Source organism: Gracilibacillus dipsosauri, from assembly GCF_003176895.1.
Taxonomy (GTDB): Bacteria; Bacillota; Bacilli; order Bacillales; family Amphibacillaceae; genus Gracilibacillus; species Gracilibacillus dipsosauri.
The window spans coordinates 120,824-142,886 of sequence record NZ_QGTD01000013.1 but is presented as its reverse complement, the minus strand read 5'-3'; the positions used below and the strand labels follow the sequence as shown (position 1 = coordinate 142,886).

Here is a 22,063-nt window from a genome sequence, read left to right as displayed (position 1 = left end):
ATTAGGTAAGCATTTTAATTTCGAAAACATAGTGTTACACTATGACAAGATAAACCGGTCCAGAAACGATGTGTGACTAAATACCATCTTAGCGAGACATGATGCTTCATGCATCCTTTCTGCAATTTAAAAGGGGATAAGGAAGGTAAAAATGAGTAACACACAGACAAAAACAGACGTTATCTTAATTGGTGCAGGAATCATGAGTGCAACTTTAGGTGCTTTATTGAAAGAGCTAGCACCAGACTGGAAAATCAAAGTATTTGAAAAGCTTGGCAAGGCAGGAGAAGAAAGCTCGAATGAATGGAATAATGCAGGTACAGGTCATTCTGCACTTTGTGAGCTTAATTACACTTCGGAAAAACCCGATGGTTCCATAGATATGACAAAAGCAATCAAGGTAAATGAGCAGTTTCAGGTTTCGAAACAGTTCTGGTCTCATCTTGTTAATAGCAATTTGATCGAAAATCCACAAGATTTTATTGTGTCCCTACCTCACATGAGCTTCGTACAAGGGAAAAGCAATGTCGATTTTTTAAAAAAACGTTATGAAGCGCTTTCTGAAAATCCTTTGTTTTATGGGATGGAATATACTGATGACCCAGTCAAATTGATGGAATGGATTCCATTAATGATGCAAGAGCGTAAGGTAGATCAACCTATAGCTGCTACCAAAATCGAATCTGGTACGGATGTTAATTTTGGTGCCTTAACCCGTAAATTATTCGAACATTTAGAAGCAAATGATGTTGATTTAAAATACAAGCATAGTGTTGAATCATTGAAACGGACGGAAGATGGGGCCTGGGAAGTAAAGGTTAGGGATTTAGAGACTGGTACGACTGAGCGACAAACTGCGAAATTTGTCTTTATTGGAGCAGGAGGCGGAAGTCTACATCTACTCCAAAAATCTGGTATTCCTGAAGGGAAACATATGGGTGGTTTTCCTGTAAGTGGTATATTTATGGTCTGTAAAAACCCTGAGGTCATTGCCAAACATCATGCTAAAGTATACGGAAAGGCAAAGGTTGGTGCACCACCGATGTCCGTTCCGCACCTTGATACACGCTTCATCAATAACAAAAAATCATTATTGTTTGGACCTTTTGCAGGCTTTTCGCCTAAGTTCTTGAAGACGGGATCCATGTTTGATTTGATCACCTCAGTAAAACCAGATAATCTTTTCACCATGATATCAGCAGGTGCGAAAAATTTGTCGTTGACTAAATATCTAATTCAACAAGTGTTGCTATCTAAAGAACAACGAATGGAAGAATTACGTGAATTTATTCCAGATGCAAAAAGTGAAGATTGGGATTTAGTTATTGCAGGCCAACGAGTACAGGTGATAAAAGATACGGAAGCAGGAGGGAAAGGAACGCTCCAATTCGGTACGGAAGTAGTAAGTGCAGAAGATGGTTCGATAGCGGCCTTACTAGGGGCTTCACCTGGTGCATCAACGGCGGTTTCCGTGATGCTACAGGTTTTGGAAAATTGTTTCCCTCAACAAATCAAACAATGGGAGCCAAGGATCAAAGAAATGATCCCATCCTATGGAGTGAGATTGTTGGATCATCCCGAGTTGATTCAAGATATTCATCTAAGGACGTCAAAAGCACTTGGATTAGTAAAGGAAATGGAAAGTCTAGAATAACGGCGTCTAGATTACATTCAAGAAGTTTACTATAAAAAACACAGATGAAACCCCATCAGAATTTATTGGATGGGGTTTGTTTTCTGCCTTTATTAAAATCTTGTAGACACTTCTATCAGTTCAAATATCTGATCGGTTATTTTTGCCTGTTCTTTATTTAACTATTCCTTTAAATTTTTTCTTCCAAATAATCATTCATAATTTTAGTCTAATTGCAAATGCTAATTATGGAGGGATTGATATGTCGAAAAATAAAAGGAAGCCAATATCAAATAGTGAAAAAGTAGCGAACAATCATTATAATGTCAACCATTACAATAGCCAGGATCAAACAGAAAAAGGGTTAGCAATTACTCATGAACAAGCATCTGACAATTACATGGAAGGTACAATAGACGCTAAGATTGACGAAACTAATGAAAACGATGAAGTAACAAGTCATGATGGGGAAGAAATTCCTAGAAAAGGATATGAATAAAATGGCTAGGAGAAATAAAATTTTAGTTCCAGAAGCCCGTCAAGGTTTAGATCTGCTCAAAGCAAAGGTTGCCAATACAAATGATCCTCAACGAGCGAAATATGAAATAGCGGAAGAACAGCATGTTGAGCTTAATCAAGGATACAATGGTAATATAAAAGCTAAGGATGCTGGGAAGGTCGGAGGTCAGCTTGGTGGTAAGATGGTCAAGGAATTAATTAAAATGGGCCAAGAACAGCTCCAACAGAAACAAAATGATTCTAAATAATATTAGAAAAAGATCGGTTTAACTGGAATAAGCTAAACTGGTCTTTTTATTATTTTCGAGACATTCACCCAAACGAACTTGCACGAATATAGTGGAGTATGCGTGAGGTGATCTAAATGAAGCAATTAAATTGTCAGGATATTGCTGTAGAAGAGTCCCTTTCCACTTGGCAAAAAGAAGTGCTCGAACAATTTAAAGCGAAAATGACTGATAAGAACGATCTTTTCCCATGTATTCCTGCTACAATAGGATTCTCATTGAATCAGTTAAGATATGGCTTTTTAAAAGATTCAATTAAGCACAATACGGTGCAGGAACTGGCAAAACTATTAGGGAATTTTACTGAACATGCAGATGAATACGGGGATTATACATCACTGATTGTTTTTTATGATTTACCAGAAGAAGTAAAGAAAACATATACGGTGGAGCAATATGAACAATTATTTTGGCAGCAGCTTAACGAGCTAGTAGAATATGATGAGATAGAGTGGCCAAATGAAATTCCGAGAGAAGCTCAGCATCCACTGTGGGAGTTTTGTTTTCATGGAGAAAGATATTTCGTGTATTGTGCAACCCCAGCGCATAGTAATAGAAATAGTCGATCCTTCCCTACACTAATGCTGGCAATTACTCCAAGATGGGTTTTCCAAAAGTTTAATAAAACAAAACATGCAGATAAAATCATTCATCAAGTAAGAACAAGATTACAAGAATATGATACGATTTCAAGACATCCGGAATTAAGAACTTATGGAGATGAAGACAATTTTGAATGGAAGCAATATTTTCTGCGAGATGAGAACATTACTTTAGCAAAATGTCCATTTCATAATAAAAAATAGTAACAGGCATCCCTCTGTACTTTTTCGCTTGAATGTGCTACTTTTTGGACATAACGATCGGAAAGGGATGGAATGATGAAAACAGAAGAGCAATATTTTCAAGAAGGTAGAACCATTCAAGCATATATGAATGAAATGAGTAAATTAAAAGAGGAAAGCTTTTACGTATATGAAAATTTCCAGCTACCAAATGACGGATTAATCGAACAATTAAAAGGGAGTAGTATTCATTTTTTAACGATTACCGAGGATTGGTGCGGAGATGCGATGATGATTAATCCAGTTATTCGCAAAATTGCAGAAGAAGCTGATATTGATTCAAGAGTCACTTTAAGAGACCAAGACACAGCATTAATTGACCGTCATTTAACAAATGGTGGGAGGGCGATTCCAATTGTTTTAATACTAGATGCTAAGGGTGAACTAATTGGTAAATGGGGGCCAAGAGCACCAGAAGTACAGAAATTAGTCGATCAATTAAGAGCACCATTACCACCAAAGGATGATCCGACCTTTCAGGAAAAAAACAAGGAAGTAATCACTATATTAACAGAAAAATATCAGCATGATGAATCTCTTTGGTTGTATGTGTATCAAAGCTTTATGAATGAAGTGTTATCCTTGTTAAGGAAATAAATAGGTGGGGTCAGTGCTAGACCCCAGCTCTATTCTCCACTAATCGCATCCGTGTTATTTCCCCCAGGAGGTACGATCGGATAAACATTGACCTCTTCTTCTATAAGAAAATCCAATAGTACAGGTCCATCGATTTGAAAAGCTTCTTCCATTATTTTTTCCAGATTATCTTTAGCTGTTATTTGAAAGGCCTTAATCCCGAAGCTTTTCGCTAATAAAAGAAAATCTGGTGAAGCTATTTTTACTTGAGAATATTTATGCTTATAAAATAATTGCTGCCACTGGCGAACCATGCCGAGATAGCCATTTCTTAGAATCGCAATTTTGATATTTAATCGGTACTTTGCAACAGTGAGAAGCTCTTGGATATTCATCTGGATACTTCCATCACCAGATACACACACAACAGGTTGGTTTGGTTGGCAAACTGCTGCCCCTATTGCTGCTGGTAATCCATAGCCCATTGTCCCAAAACCACCAGAGGTAAGGAAATGTCTTGGCTGCTGAAAAGGAAAATGAAGTGCTGTCCACATTTGATGCTGCCCGACATCTGTTGTAACGATGACATGATCCTCCGCATTTTTGTACAAACACTGGATAATGCTATCTGGCTTTAACTCACTCGTCGAATAACTAAATTGAGGAGAGGTTTTTTTCCAAGTTACTACCTCTTCTTGCCAATGCCCAGCTTTCAAGGTGGATAGTTGTTGATTAACGGCTTCTAAAACTTCTTTAACATCCCCAATGATAGGTAGATCGACCATAATATTTTTATTCACTTCAACCGGATCTATTTCAATTTGAATTTTCGTTGAATGGGGAGAGAATCCTTTGGTCTTACCGGTGATTCTGTCACTAAAACGGACACCGAGACAAATAAGAAGATCACATTGATGGACAGCTTTGTTTGCTGCAAAGGTTCCGTGCATTCCCACCATTCCTAGATGAAGGCGGTTTCCCACATCTATTGCACCTAATCCCATAAGCGTACTGACAAAGGGAATTTCCGTCAAGGTTAGAAATTCATTTAATGCTTTGCTAGCACCAGATATTATGGTACCACCTCCGACCAATAGGACTGGTTTTTTCGCTTTTTTTATCTCCTCAACTATCCGTTTGATTTGATGATTTTGTATAGTGAGTGATTTAGGTGGTATTATGTGCATTTGTTTAATCGCACCATTTTCCTTCCATTCTCGCTGAAAAAGCTTGTTATCGTATTCGACAATAACGACTCCAGGTCTACCAGCATTGGCAAGCGTACATGCTTTTTCTACAATAGGGGGAAGCTCAGTTAATTGTTGGAGCTTAAAATAGTGCTTGCAAATAGGATTCATTATTGCTTCTACATCTAGAGCATGTTCCTGCTGAATAAATACGACCATTGGTACACTATCTAATTGAGCAGTTGCTATACCCGTCACAGCATTGGTGATTCCGTATTTTGTTGGGATAAAAGCAATACCTACTTTACCTGTAGCTCTTGCATAACCATCACCGGCATGAAGAATGGCTTGCTCATGTGTTAACAAATATTGTGTGAAATCCTTCTTATTAGAAGTAAACATTGGATGGCTTCTTGATCCAAAAATTGTATCGACATGTTGCTTCTCTAAGGATTGTATGAAGAGTTCTTCCCATTTTTGATATTGTCTTTCCTCCACTCGTTGCATCCTATTTCGACTCCTTTAATGATTTCATTTCATTCTATATCCTTCCTTTTCGATCTTGCAGTGATTTTTGTCACTTCCTATCTATTATGAATCGTCTATTATATCTATATATAGTTATTTATTTGTTTTAAAATACTATATATTGTGTTTATATTATGCTATAGAAAGGGGTTCTAGGATTGAAGCTAATGTTGCTAAAGACAAAGGCCTGTCCAAAATGTGAAGTAGTCTATCGATTTTTAAGCCAAATGGATGTGCCATTTCAAGTCATCGATTTGGTAGATCAACAAGAAATGGCAGAAAGCTATAAAGTAATGTCTGTACCAACTACCATTTTATTGGACAATCTCAATAGGGAGTTGAACAGATGTATAGGTGTTAATCCTATGGAGCTAGAAGAAATGGTACATATAATGAAAAAAGGAGAAGAGAGTCATGTTTAAAAATTCCGAACAAATCATCCAAAAATTCACCATGAATGGGGAGGATAAGCAAACCGATTTCTTGAAACATGAAAATAGCAATTATGTGTATTCCCTCCCATTACTCCGACATAATTTAAACAATTATGCTGAGGAGGAGTATTTGTTCACACATATTTTACCGAAAGAAATAAAAACACTCTATGATGATGGGGTAGTATATGTTCATGACAAACAGCTTGCCCCGTATTGTGTATCGATTAGCTGTTTAGATATCGCAACGAAAGGTATTCCATCTCTTGCTAAGAATATGATTTCATCAAAACCAACAAAACGATTAGCCACATTACTTCGCCACTTTAGCAATGTTGTCACTTTAATTTCACAGCAAGTGTCAGGTGCAGTGATGCTAGCACAGTTATCCACGATTGCCGCATCTTATTTACATGATGAAGCGCTACGTGGAGTAAATTATTCAGATGATGAATTAAAGCAATTGTTTCAAGGGTTAATCTGGGAATTGAATATGCCTCTTCGTTCAGGGGCTCAAAGTAGTTTCTCTAATATAACATTGGAATTTGGAAAGCCTTCAGAAGAAATTAAAGAAGAATATATTATCATTGGTGGGGAAATAAGATTTATCCAGTACAAGGACATTCCAAGCAGCTATTTTGATAGAATCAATCAAGCCATCATCGATGTGATGAGTGAGGGAACAGGTAGTGAGGGTATTCCATTTACTTTTCCTTTATTAACCGTACAAATAGATGATGCATTCAATTATCAAAATCCTCTGTTTCTCGAGCTATTGGACAAGATGTACAACTGGGGTGGAGTTTATTTTGAAAATTTTAAAACTAGTCCGTTCCAGGATCCTTATTATAAAAAGTTCAATCCATTGATTCAACCGAAGGATCAAGAGGTTAGTCGTAGTCTCTGTTGCCGTCTTCAGATTAACCTTGAGACATTGTCCAAGGCCGGTGGGGGTGTCTTTGGTTCCTCTACTGGATCTACTGGAGCAGTTCAAGTATTAAACTTAAATATGAATCGAATGCTAATAGAGTTTGGTCATGATCATGATTTGTTGAAGAAGAAAATGAGGGACTATTTAGAAATTATGCAAGCGGCCCATATGGCAAAACGCCATTGGATTGAACAGAATAAAGAGTTATATCCTACCTTTTTTGCTTACAATGATAATCTGAAAAACTATTTTAATGTTTTTGCTATAACAGGCATGAATGAAGGGCTGATAAACCTTGGATTTACAGAAGGAATAAAAGACGAAGACGGGAAGATGCTTGCCCATGAATGGATGCAATATATGACAGAGATCATTAATGAATTTATTGTACGGGATAAGGTTGCATGTGGAATCGAATACGCACCAGCGGAAAATGCGGCAATCAAATTGGCACGTCATGATGTGAAGTGGGCAGCTAAACATGACCGTGAAATTTTTGTTCAAGGAGAAGGGGAGAATCCATACTTAACGAGTGGGTGTATGACTCCATTTTCTGAGGAGAATTTTCTAGCTCAATTGGAAAATAGTGCGGAATTCCAAGGCTATGCTACATCGGGAAGTGTGCTTCACCATTTCCTAGAATCAAAGGTAACACCTGAACGTTTAGCCACTTATCTCGATAAAATTTTTCAAAAGCCCATTAACTATATTACATTAACTCCAACCATTACTTCTTGCATGAGCTGTGGTCAAAAGATTATTGCAGATGATGCGAAGAATATAAAGAAATGTCCTACATGTCATTCCGTTGATATTGCTACATTTAGTCGAGTTATTGGATATTTGAAAATGATTGCACGTAATAATATCCATGTTGATCAAAAAGGGTATTATGAAGGGAAATATAATTTTTGGTCTAAAGCGAGAAGACATGACTGGACTGTACGAAACCGTGTAAAAGACCATACATTGGAAGAGGTTGTCCGTCAATAGTAGGGGGAACACTATGAAATTTTATCAGAATTTTATCCGAACCTTTTCGGATTTACCAAATCATACGACATTACTCGTTCATTCTTTATCTGGTTGTCCACTGCATTGCTTTGGATGTCATAACTATGACGAAATCATAGCCCAGACACCGAGTGTGTATAAAACTACCGATGATTATTTTCTATACTTGAAAAAAAGTGGGTTTTTGTTTGATGCAGTTATGTTTAGCGGAGGAGAATTTTTAATCGATAGTATGAAGGAGATTCGTCCATTGCTTCTGGAAACTAGAAAGCTATTTGATGGCAAGATTATTGTGACAACAAGCGGTATCTATCAAAAGAAGGTTCAACAATTATATGATGAAAATCTTGTAGATGGCATTCATATAGATATGAAGCTTCCCTATCATGCTCTTGATGTGAAAAAGGACAAGCAAATCTATCAAGATATTATGGGAATATCTCCTTCTAAGAAAATAATAGAGAATTTACTTACCAGTATTGATTTAGTAATTGCTCATAATTCCTATCTTGATCAACTTCGAACCGTTAAATATCCCATATTAGATGATGGTTTTTTTAAGAGTATTCGAGATTATATTGAAGAACGAAAAGCATATTTTCAAAGTGAAGTCCCCTATTTCTTAAATGAATTTTTGCCCCATTAGGGCATGTATCAGTAAGAGGCCCTGAAAAAGCATTTGGATATAGAGGTGCTTGAAAGGGCCTCTTTAGTTTGAAAGCTCTTGCTGCAAACGAACCACTAATCTTGAAGATACTGCTTCAATTGCCAAAAATCATAGATTAGTATTTCCTTTCGATTGTAAGTCATTATCCCGGTTTTTTTTAATTGGTTAAAGACTCGATTAACGCTTTCTCTCGAAACACCGATCATATTGGCTAATTCAGAATTTGTAATTGGTAGATGAAGTTGAATCGTATCTTCCTTCTGCCTAATCCCGAGATCACAGACAAAATGGACTAGTATGAGCACAACTTGATGAAAGACATCCTGAGTTTGCCTATATAGTAATCGATCCTGTGTTTCTTGATAATTTTTTTCTATTATACGAATCACTTTTATTAATAGCCCTGGTTTTTGAATAAGTAAAAGCTCGAATTCCTTTATCGGAATAGATAACACATGCACATTGGTAAGAGCAATAGCAGATGATGGATATGGAACATTCTCAAAAAAACCTACATATGGAAACATATCATTAGTGTGAAGAACATGTAGTATCTGTTCATGGCCGTTTCTATTTATTTTAATCATCTTGACTAATCCTGATAAGATAAAATATACATTGGTTCGGGATTCGTCTTGGTGAAACAAAATTTTGCCTTGATTATAGCTGCGTTCCATTGAAATCTCGCTCAAATGAATTAATTCATCTTCTGTAAGATTTTGAAATAAAGGAAAATGGATATAAGGCGTGCTTGTTTGTGACATATACTCCCACCTCGATCGAAAATTCTAAAATGAATTCTTTGTTACCATCCTAGCAAATAATTCATCATAAAATAATGAGGAGAATCCCTAATTTGTTTTAAATGAAATAGATAAAAAGGAAAATTAGAGAGAATAAAATCATTAAATCAAGGGAATTCCCCAATGTTGTATTAGGTCTTTCTTTCTTATAATAGTGTTGACAAATGATACAGAAGTAGGTGTTTACATGTGGACAGAAAGAGATCTGAATAGTCGTAATAAAGCAATGAAAATGCTCGAAAATGAACACCACTATTTAAGATATTTAATGGAAGAATGGCATCCGATTGTATTAGACTTTGAGAATGATCGATTTGAAGAAAAAGAGGATGCTGTGCTAGCGTTTCAAGCTTTGAGAAACAAATTAAAGGATTTCATTGAGCCATGGAAAAAACATACGGATAAAGAAGAGAAGTATTTTTTTCCTGCTCTTGGCATGTATATAGGTAAAGAACAAGGTCCGATTGTATCGATCGAAGAAGAGCATCAAGAAATTGATGGTTATATTGGACATTTCTTCCATCATTCCCGAGGAAATATAGAGGAGATGTCATATCAGGAGCTGAAAAAAGTGGTCCAGGATGCTGGTGAAGCGTTTGAGGTGATCATGATTCATTTTGTTAAAGAAGAAACCGTTTTGTTTCCAATGGTCGATAAAGTCATGAAGATAGACGACCTTCAGCAATTAACAGCTAATCTCCATTCACTTATTACAAAATAAATGCAAACAAAAAAGAGGAGTCGTCCCTGTGACAGCTCCTCTTTACATTATTAGAACGAGAATAAAGAATAGAATGGAATTAACAATTTCAACAATTCCAGAATGGATCGGCTTGACTTGGCCATCTCTAGGTGTCAGCCAATCCTTAAGTACTCCAGGAAGAAAAGCAATCGCTAAGGACTTCCAATTTAGGAGTATCGGTAGAAGTAATAACAGGGCGTGGTAAATATTAGATTTGTATTGAAAGGATCGATTTTTTAACTCACGAATCAATGATTTCACATAAAAGGCACTACCCATAAAATAAGCAGTGATTATGAACAAAAGGATCAATAGGTCCATAGTGAACTGTTCAATCCCGATGTAGTAGCTCGCCATACCCCCAATCGCAAAAATAATGATTCCACTTAAGTCATTCCACAGTGATCGTTCATTTTTAGTCTTAATAAAATACACATTAACTGCAAAGAGTGGGAGCATAAACGAACCAAATAGTAGAAGACTTGGCATAATGATCACTAATGGAATCAAACATAGTAAGGATGGTATACCATACCACAGCATCCATGGAAGCATCTTTTTCTTCTTGCGTTTATTCCTGACCACATTAAGTAATGGGGTTGACATTAAATATAGAAAAAACCAGCCAATCAAAAAGACAACATGTAGCCCTCTAGGGTTAGATAAAAAGATGCCAAGTAATGTGGGAAGAAGGAACATGGCCCACGAACCATGTTCTTTTGGTAAAATTATTTTTGTTTTTGCCATTGTTATCACCTTATCTCTAGATTGCCCTGCTATATATCGTCTTTTATGAAGCAGTAAAACGTGGGAAGAGTATATTGTTCTCTAGATGAATATGCAGAAATAGATCTGACTCTAATTCATCTAATTTTAAATAAGTTAGCTGGTACGTATTACATGCTCCTGTTGGAATAGCGTAATCGTCTGTTACTTCACGCATCAGCTCTAGCAATCTGCCCTCATGCTCATGTTCTTCCTCGAAATGATGAATGATTGCAGCTGCTGCCTCTACATCATTATCCATTAATTTAGGAAATAGCGTGCTTTCTTCCTTTTCAAGATGTGATTCTAGTTCACTTTTTAATTGATGGAATACGGTGTAAACGGTCGTAAGCTCTGGATGTGCTTCTCCATGCACGCGTTGAACCTTTGTCACATATTTGCTTAATTCAGGTAGAACTTGTTTCAAATAACCATGATGTTTTTCCACTATATGTTCAATGAGCTCTAGATTGCTTTTGCTTGTCCAATCGATTTCATCTTGATTATTTGTTTCCTCATATAGCTGGTTTATTTCAGTCAAAACCGCTTCTTTGTCGAGCCTTCTTTTTTCTAGAGCCTCTCCAATCGGACGATTCCCTCCACAACAAAAATCTATTTTATACTGTTTGAATAGGGAACTAGCCTTTGGGAATTGTGTAACTATGTCTCCTGTCTTCATTTCTAAATCAAATCTATTCATGAAAATCCCTCCAATTTAATTGTTCATGCTAACTATATCGTTATCCAATAGTAGACTCTGTGAGAAAAATCACATTTAAATATATTATCCTAATTCTTTGTCTAAAAAATGAACATTAGAGGAAAGTGATTTACCTCACTGCGAATGATTATCAGTGAAAATACAATGAAGCTAAATAAGAAAAAGGAGGCAAATACGGTGGGAAAACAAGTGGAGAATAATAAAGAAGCTTCATTAAAAGGTGCATTCGTATCTGTATTATTTTTAGGTAGTTTCATTGCATTATTATGGTTAGGTATTTGGAGCTTATTTATGGCAAGAGTTTAGAGGAGGGAATCTCGTGCATCGTTATGAAAAAATATGGTTAATTTTAAGTTCTGTTATGATTTTAGGGTTTATGTTTATTATCGGTTATCAAGCCTTTGCAGATGAGCTTGGTCCTCCCAGCAATCAAGAGACGATTGATCCACAAAAAGTCGAGCAACAAGAGCCCTTTAATAATCCTGGCGTAAAAAAAATCGGGGAAAAGGAATATGAAGTTGTCATGACTTTAGAAATTTTTAGCTTTGACCCCATGGAATTAGAGTTTCCAGCTGGTTCAACCGTGCATTTTGTCATGACATCTAAGGATGTGGTTCACGGAATGGAGATTGCCAATACCAATGTTAATACAATGGTGGTTCCAGGTTATATCCAGAGAATCACGCAAACCTTTGATAAACCAGGAAATTATTTAGTGCTTTGTAATGAATATTGTGGAGCTGGCCATCAAGTGATGTCAACAACGATTCAGATTAGTTAGTAGAGAGGGTGAGAGGATTGACTGTACTTAAAAAAAGTATGATAGAAAGAGTAGAGAACAAGCTTGGTGCAATTCCAGAAGATGTTAAAATATCAAAATCCTACATGGTGGTCACATTCATTGCCTTGCTTGTAGGTGGAATACTCGGATTAGTGCAAGGCTTAAATCGTGCAGGTTTACTCGAAATACCGAATGGATTCAATTATTATCAAATTCTCACAGCACACGGTATTTTATTAATTCTCATTTTTACTGCATTTTTTACTATTGGTTACTTTTATGCTGGTTTGTCTCATACTTTAGGTGGTTTATCACCAAAGGTAAGAAAAATGGCTTGGATCGCCTTTGGATTAAAGATAATCGGCTTTATTATCGCTCTAATTCCTATTCTGCAAAATGAAGCATCTGTTTTGTATACCTTTTATCCACCAATGGCTGCATCTCCGATTTTTTATATTGGGCTTGTATTGATTGTATTAGGAATTTGGGTCAGTGCATTTGGCGTATTTATTAGTGTGGCAAAATGGAGAAAACAACACAAAGGTCAAAACATACCGATCTTAGCTTTTTTTGCTACAGGTGTTTTTGTTTTATTATTTTTCTCCAGTATTTTTGTTGCAGTCGAAGTATTCATGATTATCCCATGGGCTATCGGATGGGTAGAAACCATCAATGTCATGCTAAGTCGGACACTGTTTTGGGCGTTTGGACATACACTCGTTAATATTTGGTATATCACGGCTATATCTGCATGGTATGTGATCATTCCCAAAATTATTGGAGGAAAAAGATTTAGTGATACGTTAACTAGAGTTGTAGTTATTTTACTTGTTATTTTAAATATTCCAGGTGGATTTCACCATCAAATTGTGGATCCGGGAATATCAGAACCAATTAAATATATGCATGTATTTATGAGTCTTGCGATAGGATTTCCATCATTAATGACCGCCTTTGCGATGTTTGCCGTTTTCGAGCGCACAGGCCGGAAGAAAGGTGGTAGAGGGCTATTTGGCTGGTTCACCAAGCTGCCATGGAAGGATGTTCGCTTTTTTGCACCGTTTGTAGCAATGGTTGCTTTTATAGCTGGTGGAGCTGGTGGGATTGTGCAGACGATGCATCAATTAAATCAAGTGATCCATAACACACTTTGGGTTGTTGGACATTTTCATCTAACGCTTGGGATGACGGTTGCTTTAACCTTCTTTGGAATTAGTTACTGGCTTATACCCTATTTATCTGGTAGAAAGTTAACCGCAAAAGTTAATACATTAGGGATCTTGCAAACTATTCTATGGACTGTCGGTATGTCACTCATGTCTATAGCCATGCATTTAGTTGGATTGATTGGCTCACCAAGGCGTACTTCATTTTCTAATTATGGGGAACATGAGGTGGCCTTATCCTGGGATCCTTATTTAATTATTCTAGCTATTGGAGGAACCTTATTAATTATTGCGGTAATCATTCAGGTCTATGCTGTATTTCATATGATGTTTCTCTCACCTAGAGGAGAGGAAGGGTTTCCAATCGCTGAAGAGGAAGAACATGCAACACCTACGCCTTATTGGACGGAAAGATGGGGAACATGGGTATTCCTGTTATTAATAACAGTAGCCATGGGCTATGTAATTCCACTCGTTGAATTTATTGTCAATGCACCACCAGGCTCACCCCCTTTTAAAACATGGTAAGAGCGACTCCGAAAATCAGGAGGCGAATTATATTGTGAAATCAAAAAACACTTTCTCCTATGTTATAGTTCTTATTGTTTGTTTCCTTATTTATTTTTTAGGGACGGATGGCTTTCGTGCTTTCACTGCCGAGACCGCAAGGGTGAATCAATTAAAGGATCAACAGCCAAAATTGCCGGAGGTTATGTTAGAGGATCATCTGAATCGAGTTTATGGATTTGATCAGTTTGAGGGAAAATACTTATTTATCACCTTTTTTTATGCATCATGTTCTTCCATATGTATTGAATTGGAAGGGAATATGGCAAAGGTTTATGAGGCAATTCCTAAAACGTACTTAGGTAAGGATATCGTTTTTCTAAGCATTACCTTTGATCCAACAAGAGATCTACCAGCAAGATTAAAATCATATCATGATTATTTTACCGATGAACACGACTCATGGCGAATGGCCCGAATTAATAATCATGAAGAGCAAGAGCGATTATTGGAGAGGTTGGGTGTGATTGTCATTCCAGATGATCAAGGAAATTTTGCACACAATTCGGCTTTTTATTTGATAGATCAACATGGTGAGTTACTAGATGTATTGGATTATAAAAATGTCGAACAAGCGATACAAAAGGTAAAGCATATCTTGAATAGTGAAGGTGGGGAACAAGTATGACTCAACCATTCATTGGTATGTTGTTATTTATATTTTTAATTATACCGCCAATTGCTCGTTTTTTTGAATCGATTATGATCCTACACATGCATATGCAGATGCCCTTATTTATCCTGTCAGGATTTTTAATGTATCCATTCCTGCGTGAGAAGGCTCCAAATTTTTTTTTAGAATGGAACAAAAATGGTAAGCCAGGACTGTTATTGTTTTTATTGATTATTGTATATTGGACAATTCCTCGCACAATGGATGATGCGTTACAAAACTATTTGGTCGAGTGGTTTAAATTTGTTAGTTTAACCTTTTTTGCAGGAATCCCACTTCGAGACAGCTGGTCCAAGGTCCCTTCATCAGCTAAACAATGGTTGTTTGTTCTTATATTAGTATTGTTTACAGTAATGGGAGTTCTTTATATTCTATCCCCTGTTCAGCTTTGTAATAATTATTTGCTAGTAGAACAAGTTACACTAGGATGGGGCTTTATAACAATGGGAATATGTATCATGATTTATTTAATCCAGAAATGGTTCATCAATCCAGGAGATTATGAATGAAGATTTTGATGAAAGCCTGCTCTTAGTCGAACAGGGCTGGTGCTCGTTTACTTAAAGGAAATAGCTCTACTATAATCAAAAAGCTCGGCTTTTCACCGAGCTTTTTTTAGATGGGTTTTTTCTTTCTCATTGCTTTGGGAATATATACACAATATGGCTCACTTTCCAAATAGTCTCCGGTGGCAGCATACGCTCGAGAGCGTGATCCTCCACATACATGTCGAAATTCGCAAACACCGCATTTCCCCTTGTAAAGGTCAGGATCTCGTAATTCTTTGAAAATGGTGGAATTCTGATAGATATTTGCAAGAGATGATGATCTAACATTTCCAGCTTTTATCGGCAATAAACCACTTGGGTAAACATCTCCAATATGGCTAACAAAAACAAAGCCATTTCCATCATTTACTCCCTTAGGTGCACGTCCAAGACCATCAATTGTACCAGTTGCCCCTTTTATTAAGGCATCCTCATAATCAATATGGTCATGCCGATTTTTATGTTCCCTCATTTTTTGCTGGATTACAACTCGTCGGTAATGCTGTGCTGCTGTTGTTTTAATATCAAAATCCACTCTTTTACTTAACTGGTATAGCCAGCGCAAAACCTTTTCATGCTCTGCAGGAGAGATCATATCCTTCGCTTGTCCCCTTCCAATCGGGACAAGAAAAAAGACACTCCAAAGCACACATTGCAGTTTTTTTACTAATTCTGCCATCTCATCTAGTACCTCATAATTATATTTGGAGATAACCGTGTTGATCTGAACAGGTATTTCTAATTCATGTAAGTATTGAATACTTTGTATCGTTAAGTCAAATGAGCCATTTGTTCCTCTAAAATGGTCATGAATTTTTGCAGTTGGACCATCTAAACTAAATGCCCATCTTGATAAGCCGACCACCTTTGCTTTTTGAATAGCTTCTTTCGTCACGTTTGGTGTTGCACTTGGTGTCATCGACACTCTGACACCCTTCTTTACGGCATATTCTGCTAGAGCATAAACATCGTTACGCATTAAGGGGTCACCACCAGTAAATACCAAAAGTGGATTATCCATCAAGTGAATCTGATCAATTAGATTTATACCTTCCTCATAGCTGAGTTCAAGAGGATGGCGTTTATATTGTGCTTCTGCTCGGCAATGAAGACATTTTAGTTCACAGGCGCGAGTTAGTTCCCATATAACGATAAATGGATTTTTATGATAATCTCGAGTAAACATTGATGAACTCCTTCTTGTGAAAAATTTAAAATATAGATGCAGTGTAATCCGAAATGGATGTCATAATAGTGAAAAAAATCACTTTTAAAGGAAAACTTTATGACAATTTATTGAATTAGCCCTAAGAATCGATAATAATAGTGTTAGATTGTGATTTGAATCACAAAGTTATTTGATAAACTTTTCTACAATAAAGAAGAGATCTCCATCATTTGGTTACTTAGCTAAGACAATGATCTGTGGGAAGGAGCAGGTTTGGATGTCTACAAATATCATTCAGGATGTTTTATGGAATGTGCCATTATTTAAAGAATTGACCAGAGAAGAAATTGGGGCTATAACGGAAATTGCTAAAATTAAACAATATGCAACCAATAGTTATGTTTTTATGCAGGGCGAGTCCTTAGAACGAGTTCATTTCATCCATAAAGGTAAAGTCAAAATATATAAAACAGATATTAATGGAAAAGAACAAATTGTATCGATCCTCAAATCTGAGGATATGTTTCCACATGCTGGTTTCTTTAGAAAAGGTAATTATCCGGCACATGCCGAGATTATAGAGCCAGCTACTTTAGTGGAAATACCAATTCTTGCATTTGAGCAATTACTATTACAATACCCATCATTAAGCATAAAATTGTTCCGAGTAATGGGTGATATTATTGTAGATTTACAAAAACGCTTAGAAGAACAAGTACTCCATAATACGGAAGAACAAATTATCATGCTATTAATTCGCCTTTCCAAGACACATGGGAAGCAATGTACGGATAAAAATATGATCCTCACCACTCGTTTTACGAATCAAGAACTAGCGAACATGATCGGTTCCTCAAGGGAAACCGTCAGTCGAACAATTAATAAATTGAAAAGAGAGGGACTCGTCAAAGGCACGAAACAAGGCTATCTATTATTAGATATGGATTGTCTACAACATTACGATTGTTAAATAGAAGGAGTAAAAAGTCGATCAATAAATGATATGCTCCCCTTATGGTAGACAGATTAAAAAATAAAAATCTGTTTTGTCTTAAGGGGAGTTTCTATGTCAAATAAATCTTATTCAAGCAAATTTAAATATGAAGTAATAAAGGACTATCAAAACGAAAATTATACATTGAAGGAATTATGCTCAAGATATCAAATTTCAAAATATACTCTTTATAAATGGATACAGAAATTTGAAAAGGAAGGTATAAGAGGGTTAAAGAACTCAAAAACATGGAAAAGGTATTCTAAAGAATTAAAGGTAAGAGCTGTAAAGAGTTACGTATCCGGAGAGTTTTCCCAAGAAGAGATTGTTCGAAAATTTGAAATTTCGAGTCGGTCGGTATTACGTAGATGGATAAAGCAGTATAATGGTCATAGGGAATTAAAAGATACGGGAAAAGGAAGGACGAGCTCTATGACCAAAGGAAGAAAAACGACTTGGGAAGAACGTATTGAAATTGTACAAGACGCTTTAGCGAACGGGAAGAGCTATCAACAAACAGCGGAGAAATATCGAGTTTCTTATCAACAAGTTTATCAATGGGTACGTAAATACGAAAATGGTGGATGGGTGCTTTACAGGATAGACGAGGACGTTCCAAGAGGGAAGAAGATCTAACTCCAGAGGAAAAGATGAAGTTAGAGATGCGTCGAATAGAAAAAGAGAATGAACGATTACGTGCAGAGAATGCTTTCTTAAAAAAGTTAGAGGAAATCGAAAGGAGGCGAAAATAAACCAAGTAAGATTTGAAAATAAATATATAGCTATAAAGGAAATCCACGAGAATGAAGATCTTAGTATTGTTTTGTTATGTGATATCGCAGATGTTTCAAGAGCTGCTTACTATAAATAGCTAAATAGTAAACCTTCCAGAAGAGAAATCGAGAATAATAAGATTATAAAAGAAATGAAGGTGATTCATAAGAAAGTAGAGGGAATTTACGGTTACCGTAGAATGACCATAAACATCAATCGAAAAACTGAAAATAATTTCAATGGAAAACGTATTTATAGACTTATGGACATCGCTGGGATTCAATCCGTTATACGTAGAAAAAAGCAACAAAATAAACGTACCAATCCTCAGCACGTTGCAGATAATAGATTGAATCGTAAATTTGAGGCTGAAAAGCCGAATGAAAAATGGGGAACCGATGTCACCGAATTCAAATATGGTTCCTCAAAGAAAGCGTATTTAAGTGCCATACTAGATTTGTATGATGGTTCGATTGTCAGCTATGTTTTAGGTCATTCTAATAATAATAAACTTGTATTTAAAACCGTTGATCAAGCTATTAATCTATTAGATGGGGAACATCCTCTAATTCATAGTGACCGTGGATTTCAGTATACCTCACAAGGGTTTAAAAGAAGGATAGATAATGCAGAGATGACACATAGTATGTCTCGAGTTGGAAAGTGTATTGATAATGGTCCGATGGAATCATTTTGGGGAACTCTTAAATGCGAGAAGTATTATATACATAAGTATGAGACATTTGAGGATCTCTCAAAGCAATTGATGAATATATTCACTTTTATAACAATGAAAGATATCAAGAACGACTAAACGGCCTTAGCCCTAGGAATATAGAACTAAAGCCGCTTAGGTCAGTTTTTATTATTTCCGCTGTCTACTTGACAGGGGGCAGTTCAAAATTTGATTGGCTTTTCCTATGTCTTTTGTTGGAATATTATGTTAACCTTTATATAAAATTCCGTAAGCTCAAGGAGGAAATAGCTTGGAAGAAGAACAGCTTAAAATCTTTGATATGAATAAAAATGAGATAGGTATCGCTACTCGAGACAATGTACATAAATTCGGCTATTGGCATGAGGTATTCCACTGTTGGTTTGTCAGTAAGGAAGAAGATACCTACTATATTCATTTGCAACGAAGGAGTAAAGAAAAGAAGGACTACCCTAACCTTTTAGATATTACAGCAGCTGGTCATTTATTGGCAGATGAAACCGTTCAGGATGGAGTAAGGGAGATAAAGGAAGAGCTAGGTATGGATATAGCTTATGAAAAATTGGTTCCATTAGGCGTATTTTCCTATAGTGTCAAGCATGGAAACCTAATCGATAACGAATTTGCTAATATTTTTTTATATAATAGCGAACATCATCTGAATGATTTTATTCTGCAAGCTGAAGAGGTGTCCGGTATGGTGAAAGCTAGAATAAAAGATTTTGAACAATTCTGGTTAGGTAAAAAAGAGAAAATTAAAATTACAGGATTTGTTTTTACTAAAGGAGAAAAGGAATGGATGGAAAAATATGTAGGAAGAGATCAGTTCGTTCCACATCAAGATTCTTTTTATCGATTCATTATTGAGAAAATAAAAGCTCAATTAACCTAACTTCGTATCCCAATAATAATGATCTTTATAATTATATAATGAAAATGATATAAATCAGAATTAAGTAAAGGGGAGGACTTGATGAGCAATAGAGAAACAGCTGAACAAAAAAGAGAAAGGCTAAGGCAATCGGAATTAAAGAATAATCCAACAACTAATGTGAGTGATGGTTTTAGTAGAGCGCAGAATGGAAGTTTGGTTGATTTGGTCGGAAGCTTGGGCTGGAAAGGGACTGGTATTCTTCTTATTATTATGGTCGTGGGTTTTATTATTTTTCTAGTCTTCTTCCGTTAACTTTGTTAGGAGTAATTCTTCCAATTGTAGGAGTAGAGGCTGATGTATAAATAAAGCAGGGGAGCAGGTGTCTATTTCATGAAAAACGCATGGATTATCTCATTTATTCGAATTCCGTTGTTGATTGTTACGTTATTTTTTGTTTTCATACTATTAAAAATATTGGGCTTTGAACCTAATTTTTTCTTTTTACCTGATTTATCGGTCATTTACTTTACTGTTGTCAATTTGATTTGCTACGTGCTTTTATATCGAATACTTAAAAAAGAAGGACGTTCTATAAAAAATTTATTAGATTTTCATCCAAATCGTATAGGGAAAGATATTTTGTACGGTTTATTTTGGCTTTTTATTTTGTATATTCCATTTGTGATAGCTGTTATTGGAACCATGTTTATTATGTATGGCACTGAGTTTATCCACCATTTTCAAACGGTTTTTGCTGGAAATGTGGAGAATTATTCTTTCACACGACCAAGATGGCTTATATGGTTTGCCGCATGTATATCATTAATTTTCCCTTTTCTAAATGCACCGATTGAAGAGCTAATGTACCGTGGATATGCACAACGAAAGTTTATAATAAAATATAAAAGAGTATGGATTAGTATTATAATTCCTTCCATTGGTTTTGCATTACAGCACGTTATGCTAGCAGCAAGTATACAGGGTGCTATTGTCTATGCAGTGGCATTCTTTGTATGGGGATTAGGCAGTGGGTTTATTTACCTTAAACAAAAAAGATTATTTCCTCTAATCATTTGTCATTTTATTGTAAACATCGCATTTAGTATACTTCCAATTATTTTTCTTATAACAGGAGTTTATTAACAATCAAGGATTTGTGCTCTTATGGACATATTTGTTGTGAAACCTGTTGCTTAGGCTACTCGTATGCAATAGTATAAATATTAAGGAGTGAAGTAAATGAGTATTGTATCTAGTCAAGGAGATTCTATAACTGTTGTATTTGTGTATCAAAAAAATGAACAAACTGAAGAGTTGACACTTCATTCTGCCCAACTATTAGCATTATTAAACTCAAAACAAGTTTGGATTGAAGCATTTCATGCTAACTTAAAAGTAGAAAACACTGTTTGGTCTTACGCCAATGGAAAGGTTTCATTACAAGTTTATCTAAAATAAATACTAAGTATTTTAGCAAGTAAATGATAAAAAACCGTGTTGGTAGAATATCTCGATTTATTTAAAAAGTTTACTGGAAATGTGTTATCAAGAGACTGTTCCCTTTAGGAAAGTCTCTTTTTTCTTTAGAAGTATGATGATATTGATGTCATCTTTAAGTGACAAAAATCACATCGAATTTCATCGAGAATGATTATCATTAATGAAAGAACTTCTGGAGGAATAATGATGAGGGAAAATCAAAATAGCTATATTGAACTGGATGTTAGAGAAGATCTTCGATTAAATAAAGAACCCTTTCAAAAGATTATGAATGCCGTCAAGTCGTTAGATCACGACCAGGCTTTTATTTTACATGCCCCATTTAAACCATTTCCTCTCTTTAAGATAATGGAGAGAAGAGGTTTTACCTATGAGGCAGAAAAAATCGGTCATAAGCATTGGGTTGTCACATTTCGTCATAGGGGAGGTGAAGGGGAATGATTCAATTAGATAACAGAGGTCTTCAACCACCTCAGCCGATGATTCGAACATTGGAAAAATTAGAGGAATTAACATCTGGTGAAAAGCTTATGATCATCAATGATCGCAGACCAATGTTTTTGTTTCAAGAATTGGATGAACAAGGAATCCATTATGAATGTGAAGCACAATCGGATGGTAGCTACATTATCACGATTTATAAATAAAGGT

The 22,063-nt window shown here is 35.9% G+C and carries 26 protein-coding genes and 1 pseudogene; 22 read left to right on the top strand and 5 right to left on the bottom strand.

The features are described from left to right. Window positions 1-151: 151 nt before the first annotated feature. The 5 genes from DLJ74_RS14355 (at window position 152) to DLJ74_RS14335 (ending at window position 3,881) form a co-directional block, all read left to right on the top strand. Window positions 152-1,654: a malate:quinone oxidoreductase gene (locus DLJ74_RS14355; protein WP_109984983.1), complete on the top strand. Its 1,503-nt coding sequence runs from the start codon at window positions 152-154 to the stop codon at window positions 1,652-1,654. A gap of 241 nt (window positions 1,655-1,895) precedes the next feature. Beyond that, window positions 1,896-2,132 (top strand): YozQ family protein, encoded by a 237-nt coding sequence (locus DLJ74_RS14350; protein WP_054860606.1) that lies wholly within the window; start codon window positions 1,896-1,898, stop codon window positions 2,130-2,132. Window position 2,133: 1 nt separating this feature from the next. Then, window positions 2,134-2,400, top strand: a complete 267-nt coding sequence (locus tag DLJ74_RS14345) for an alpha/beta-type small acid-soluble spore protein (protein WP_054860607.1) — start codon at window positions 2,134-2,136, stop codon at window positions 2,398-2,400. Window positions 2,401-2,516: 116 nt separating this feature from the next. After that, on the top strand, window positions 2,517-3,245 hold the full coding sequence (locus DLJ74_RS14340; protein ID WP_109984982.1) for a YqcI/YcgG family protein: 729 nt from the start codon (window positions 2,517-2,519) through the stop codon (window positions 3,243-3,245). A 75-nt stretch (window positions 3,246-3,320) separates the two neighbouring features. Then, window positions 3,321-3,881 carry a thioredoxin family protein gene (locus DLJ74_RS14335; RefSeq protein ID WP_109984981.1) on the top strand — a complete coding sequence of 187 codons (561 nt, stop codon included), beginning with the start codon at window positions 3,321-3,323 and terminating at the stop codon, window positions 3,879-3,881. Between the two features lie 29 nt (window positions 3,882-3,910). Here DLJ74_RS14335 and ilvB read toward each other — a convergent pair whose 3' ends face one another. After that, window positions 3,911-5,554, bottom strand: a complete 1,644-nt coding sequence (gene ilvB / locus DLJ74_RS14330; protein WP_109984980.1) for a biosynthetic-type acetolactate synthase large subunit — start codon at window positions 5,552-5,554, stop codon at window positions 3,911-3,913. 188 nt (window positions 5,555-5,742) lie between these two features. On the opposite strand from ilvB, the gene DLJ74_RS14325 reads away from it, so the two are divergent. Genes DLJ74_RS14325 through DLJ74_RS14315 form a run of 3 tightly spaced genes read left to right on the top strand, consistent with a single transcriptional unit; the run spans window position 5,743 to window position 8,600 of the window. Then, the gene (locus DLJ74_RS14325) at window positions 5,743-5,997 is read left to right on the top strand and encodes a thioredoxin family protein (RefSeq protein WP_245902354.1); all 255 of its coding nucleotides are present in this window, start codon (window positions 5,743-5,745) and stop codon (window positions 5,995-5,997) included. Further along, the gene (gene nrdD / locus DLJ74_RS14320) at window positions 5,990-7,933 is read left to right on the top strand and encodes an anaerobic ribonucleoside-triphosphate reductase (RefSeq protein ID WP_109984979.1); all 1,944 of its coding nucleotides are present in this window, start codon (window positions 5,990-5,992) and stop codon (window positions 7,931-7,933) included. The genes DLJ74_RS14325 and nrdD overlap by 8 nt, the downstream gene beginning before the upstream one ends. A gap of 13 nt (window positions 7,934-7,946) precedes the next feature. Beyond that, entirely contained in the window at window positions 7,947-8,600 is a 654-nt protein-coding gene (locus DLJ74_RS14315; protein ID WP_109984978.1) for a 4Fe-4S cluster-binding domain-containing protein, read from the top strand. Window positions 8,601-8,695: 95 nt separating this feature from the next. Here DLJ74_RS14315 and DLJ74_RS14310 read toward each other — a convergent pair whose 3' ends face one another. Next, complete coding sequence (locus tag DLJ74_RS14310) at window positions 8,696-9,385, bottom strand: Crp/Fnr family transcriptional regulator (protein WP_054860614.1); 690 nt, start codon at window positions 9,383-9,385, stop codon at window positions 8,696-8,698. Window positions 9,386-9,611: 226 nt separating this feature from the next. Here DLJ74_RS14310 and DLJ74_RS14305 point away from each other — a divergent pair, with 226 nt between their 5' ends. Continuing rightward, window positions 9,612-10,145, top strand: a complete 534-nt coding sequence (locus DLJ74_RS14305) for a hemerythrin domain-containing protein (protein ID WP_109984977.1) — start codon at window positions 9,612-9,614, stop codon at window positions 10,143-10,145. A gap of 42 nt (window positions 10,146-10,187) precedes the next feature. On the opposite strand, the gene DLJ74_RS14300 is transcribed toward DLJ74_RS14305, so the two are convergent. Together DLJ74_RS14300 and ric are read right to left on the bottom strand one after the other, a co-directional pair. Next, on the bottom strand, window positions 10,188-10,913 hold the full coding sequence (locus DLJ74_RS14300; RefSeq protein WP_109984976.1) for a YwiC-like family protein: 726 nt from the start codon (window positions 10,911-10,913) through the stop codon (window positions 10,188-10,190). A 43-nt stretch (window positions 10,914-10,956) separates the two neighbouring features. Beyond that, complete coding sequence (gene ric, locus DLJ74_RS14295; protein ID WP_109984975.1) at window positions 10,957-11,631, bottom strand: iron-sulfur cluster repair di-iron protein; 675 nt, start codon at window positions 11,629-11,631, stop codon at window positions 10,957-10,959. A 198-nt stretch (window positions 11,632-11,829) separates the two neighbouring features. Between ric and DLJ74_RS14290 the strand changes: the two genes are divergently transcribed. From DLJ74_RS14290 to DLJ74_RS14270, 5 genes are read left to right on the top strand one after another with little or no spacing between them, the layout of a single operon-like run. Continuing rightward, complete coding sequence (locus DLJ74_RS14290; RefSeq protein ID WP_245902349.1) at window positions 11,830-11,958, top strand: cytochrome c oxidase subunit 2A; 129 nt, start codon at window positions 11,830-11,832, stop codon at window positions 11,956-11,958. 55 nt (window positions 11,959-12,013) lie between these two features. Continuing rightward, entirely contained in the window at window positions 12,014-12,433 is a 420-nt protein-coding gene (locus tag DLJ74_RS14285) for a cytochrome c oxidase subunit II (RefSeq protein WP_109985105.1), read from the top strand. 38 nt (window positions 12,434-12,471) lie between these two features. Beyond that, the gene (locus tag DLJ74_RS14280; RefSeq protein WP_109985104.1) at window positions 12,472-14,127 is read left to right on the top strand and encodes a cbb3-type cytochrome c oxidase subunit I; all 1,656 of its coding nucleotides are present in this window, start codon (window positions 12,472-12,474) and stop codon (window positions 14,125-14,127) included. A gap of 34 nt (window positions 14,128-14,161) precedes the next feature. Continuing rightward, window positions 14,162-14,794 carry an SCO family protein gene (locus tag DLJ74_RS14275; protein ID WP_342767751.1) on the top strand — a complete coding sequence of 211 codons (633 nt, stop codon included), beginning with the start codon at window positions 14,162-14,164 and terminating at the stop codon, window positions 14,792-14,794. Continuing rightward, window positions 14,791-15,348: a hypothetical protein gene (locus tag DLJ74_RS14270; protein ID WP_109984973.1), complete on the top strand. Its 558-nt coding sequence runs from the start codon at window positions 14,791-14,793 to the stop codon at window positions 15,346-15,348. The genes DLJ74_RS14275 and DLJ74_RS14270 overlap by 4 nt, the downstream gene beginning before the upstream one ends. A gap of 106 nt (window positions 15,349-15,454) precedes the next feature. On the opposite strand, the gene DLJ74_RS14265 is transcribed toward DLJ74_RS14270, so the two are convergent. Further along, window positions 15,455-16,573 carry a TIGR04053 family radical SAM/SPASM domain-containing protein gene (locus DLJ74_RS14265; RefSeq protein ID WP_109984972.1) on the bottom strand — a complete coding sequence of 373 codons (1,119 nt, stop codon included), beginning with the start codon at window positions 16,571-16,573 and terminating at the stop codon, window positions 15,455-15,457. A 259-nt stretch (window positions 16,574-16,832) separates the two neighbouring features. On the opposite strand from DLJ74_RS14265, the gene DLJ74_RS14260 reads away from it, so the two are divergent. The 8 genes and pseudogenes from DLJ74_RS14260 to DLJ74_RS14225 all read left to right on the top strand — a co-directional run bounded on the left by DLJ74_RS14260 (window position 16,833) and on the right by DLJ74_RS14225 (window position 22,059). Further along, entirely contained in the window at window positions 16,833-17,525 is a 693-nt protein-coding gene (locus DLJ74_RS14260; RefSeq protein ID WP_109984971.1) for a Crp/Fnr family transcriptional regulator, read from the top strand. 96 nt (window positions 17,526-17,621) lie between these two features. After that, window positions 17,622-19,177: pseudogene (locus DLJ74_RS14255) on the top strand (IS3 family transposase). 132 nt (window positions 19,178-19,309) lie between these two features. Beyond that, window positions 19,310-19,930 (top strand): NUDIX hydrolase, encoded by a 621-nt coding sequence (locus DLJ74_RS14250; RefSeq protein ID WP_109984970.1) that lies wholly within the window; start codon window positions 19,310-19,312, stop codon window positions 19,928-19,930. Window positions 19,931-20,011: 81 nt separating this feature from the next. Beyond that, window positions 20,012-20,224 carry a DUF6366 family protein gene (locus DLJ74_RS14245; protein ID WP_054787393.1) on the top strand — a complete coding sequence of 71 codons (213 nt, stop codon included), beginning with the start codon at window positions 20,012-20,014 and terminating at the stop codon, window positions 20,222-20,224. Between the two features lie 78 nt (window positions 20,225-20,302). Further along, window positions 20,303-21,055 (top strand): CPBP family intramembrane glutamic endopeptidase, encoded by a 753-nt coding sequence (locus tag DLJ74_RS14240; protein ID WP_109984969.1) that lies wholly within the window; start codon window positions 20,303-20,305, stop codon window positions 21,053-21,055. A 96-nt stretch (window positions 21,056-21,151) separates the two neighbouring features. Continuing rightward, window positions 21,152-21,370, top strand: coding sequence for a hypothetical protein (locus tag DLJ74_RS14235; RefSeq protein ID WP_054860623.1), 219 nt, complete (start codon window positions 21,152-21,154; stop codon window positions 21,368-21,370). Window positions 21,371-21,598: 228 nt separating this feature from the next. Then, a complete protein-coding gene (locus DLJ74_RS14230; RefSeq protein WP_109984968.1) occupies window positions 21,599-21,853 on the top strand; it encodes a DUF2249 domain-containing protein in 255 nt (84 codons plus the stop codon). Then, complete coding sequence (locus DLJ74_RS14225) at window positions 21,853-22,059, top strand: DUF2249 domain-containing protein (RefSeq protein WP_054787469.1); 207 nt, start codon at window positions 21,853-21,855, stop codon at window positions 22,057-22,059. The genes DLJ74_RS14230 and DLJ74_RS14225 overlap by 1 nt, the downstream gene beginning before the upstream one ends. Window positions 22,060-22,063 lie beyond the last annotated feature (4 nt).

Coding starts and splice junctions, on each gene's coding strand:
- DLJ74_RS14355 (WP_109984983.1), top strand. CDS start 152: ATGAGTAACACACAGACAAAAACAGACGTTATCTTAATTGGTGCAGGA.
- DLJ74_RS14350 (WP_054860606.1), top strand. CDS start 1,896: ATGTCGAAAAATAAAAGGAAGCCAATATCAAATAGTGAAAAAGTAGCG.
- DLJ74_RS14345 (WP_054860607.1), top strand. CDS start 2,134: ATGGCTAGGAGAAATAAAATTTTAGTTCCAGAAGCCCGTCAAGGTTTA.
- DLJ74_RS14340 (WP_109984982.1), top strand. CDS start 2,517: ATGAAGCAATTAAATTGTCAGGATATTGCTGTAGAAGAGTCCCTTTCC.
- DLJ74_RS14335 (WP_109984981.1), top strand. CDS start 3,321: ATGAAAACAGAAGAGCAATATTTTCAAGAAGGTAGAACCATTCAAGCA.
- ilvB (WP_109984980.1), bottom strand. CDS start 5,554: ATGCAACGAGTGGAGGAAAGACAATATCAAAAATGGGAAGAACTCTTC.
- DLJ74_RS14325 (WP_245902354.1), top strand. CDS start 5,743: ATGTTGCTAAAGACAAAGGCCTGTCCAAAATGTGAAGTAGTCTATCGA.
- nrdD (WP_109984979.1), top strand. CDS start 5,990: ATGTTTAAAAATTCCGAACAAATCATCCAAAAATTCACCATGAATGGG.
- DLJ74_RS14315 (WP_109984978.1), top strand. CDS start 7,947: ATGAAATTTTATCAGAATTTTATCCGAACCTTTTCGGATTTACCAAAT.
- DLJ74_RS14310 (WP_054860614.1), bottom strand. CDS start 9,385: ATGTCACAAACAAGCACGCCTTATATCCATTTTCCTTTATTTCAAAAT.
- DLJ74_RS14305 (WP_109984977.1), top strand. CDS start 9,612: ATGTGGACAGAAAGAGATCTGAATAGTCGTAATAAAGCAATGAAAATG.
- DLJ74_RS14300 (WP_109984976.1), bottom strand. CDS start 10,913: ATGGCAAAAACAAAAATAATTTTACCAAAAGAACATGGTTCGTGGGCC.
- ric (WP_109984975.1), bottom strand. CDS start 11,631: ATGAATAGATTTGATTTAGAAATGAAGACAGGAGACATAGTTACACAA.
- DLJ74_RS14285 (WP_109985105.1), top strand. CDS start 12,014: ATGATTTTAGGGTTTATGTTTATTATCGGTTATCAAGCCTTTGCAGAT.
- DLJ74_RS14280 (WP_109985104.1), top strand. CDS start 12,472: ATGATAGAAAGAGTAGAGAACAAGCTTGGTGCAATTCCAGAAGATGTT.
- DLJ74_RS14270 (WP_109984973.1), top strand. CDS start 14,791: ATGACTCAACCATTCATTGGTATGTTGTTATTTATATTTTTAATTATA.
- DLJ74_RS14265 (WP_109984972.1), bottom strand. CDS start 16,573: ATGTTTACTCGAGATTATCATAAAAATCCATTTATCGTTATATGGGAA.
- DLJ74_RS14260 (WP_109984971.1), top strand. CDS start 16,833: ATGTCTACAAATATCATTCAGGATGTTTTATGGAATGTGCCATTATTT.
- DLJ74_RS14245 (WP_054787393.1), top strand. CDS start 20,012: ATGAGCAATAGAGAAACAGCTGAACAAAAAAGAGAAAGGCTAAGGCAA.
- DLJ74_RS14240 (WP_109984969.1), top strand. CDS start 20,303: ATGAAAAACGCATGGATTATCTCATTTATTCGAATTCCGTTGTTGATT.
- DLJ74_RS14235 (WP_054860623.1), top strand. CDS start 21,152: ATGAGTATTGTATCTAGTCAAGGAGATTCTATAACTGTTGTATTTGTG.
- DLJ74_RS14230 (WP_109984968.1), top strand. CDS start 21,599: ATGAGGGAAAATCAAAATAGCTATATTGAACTGGATGTTAGAGAAGAT.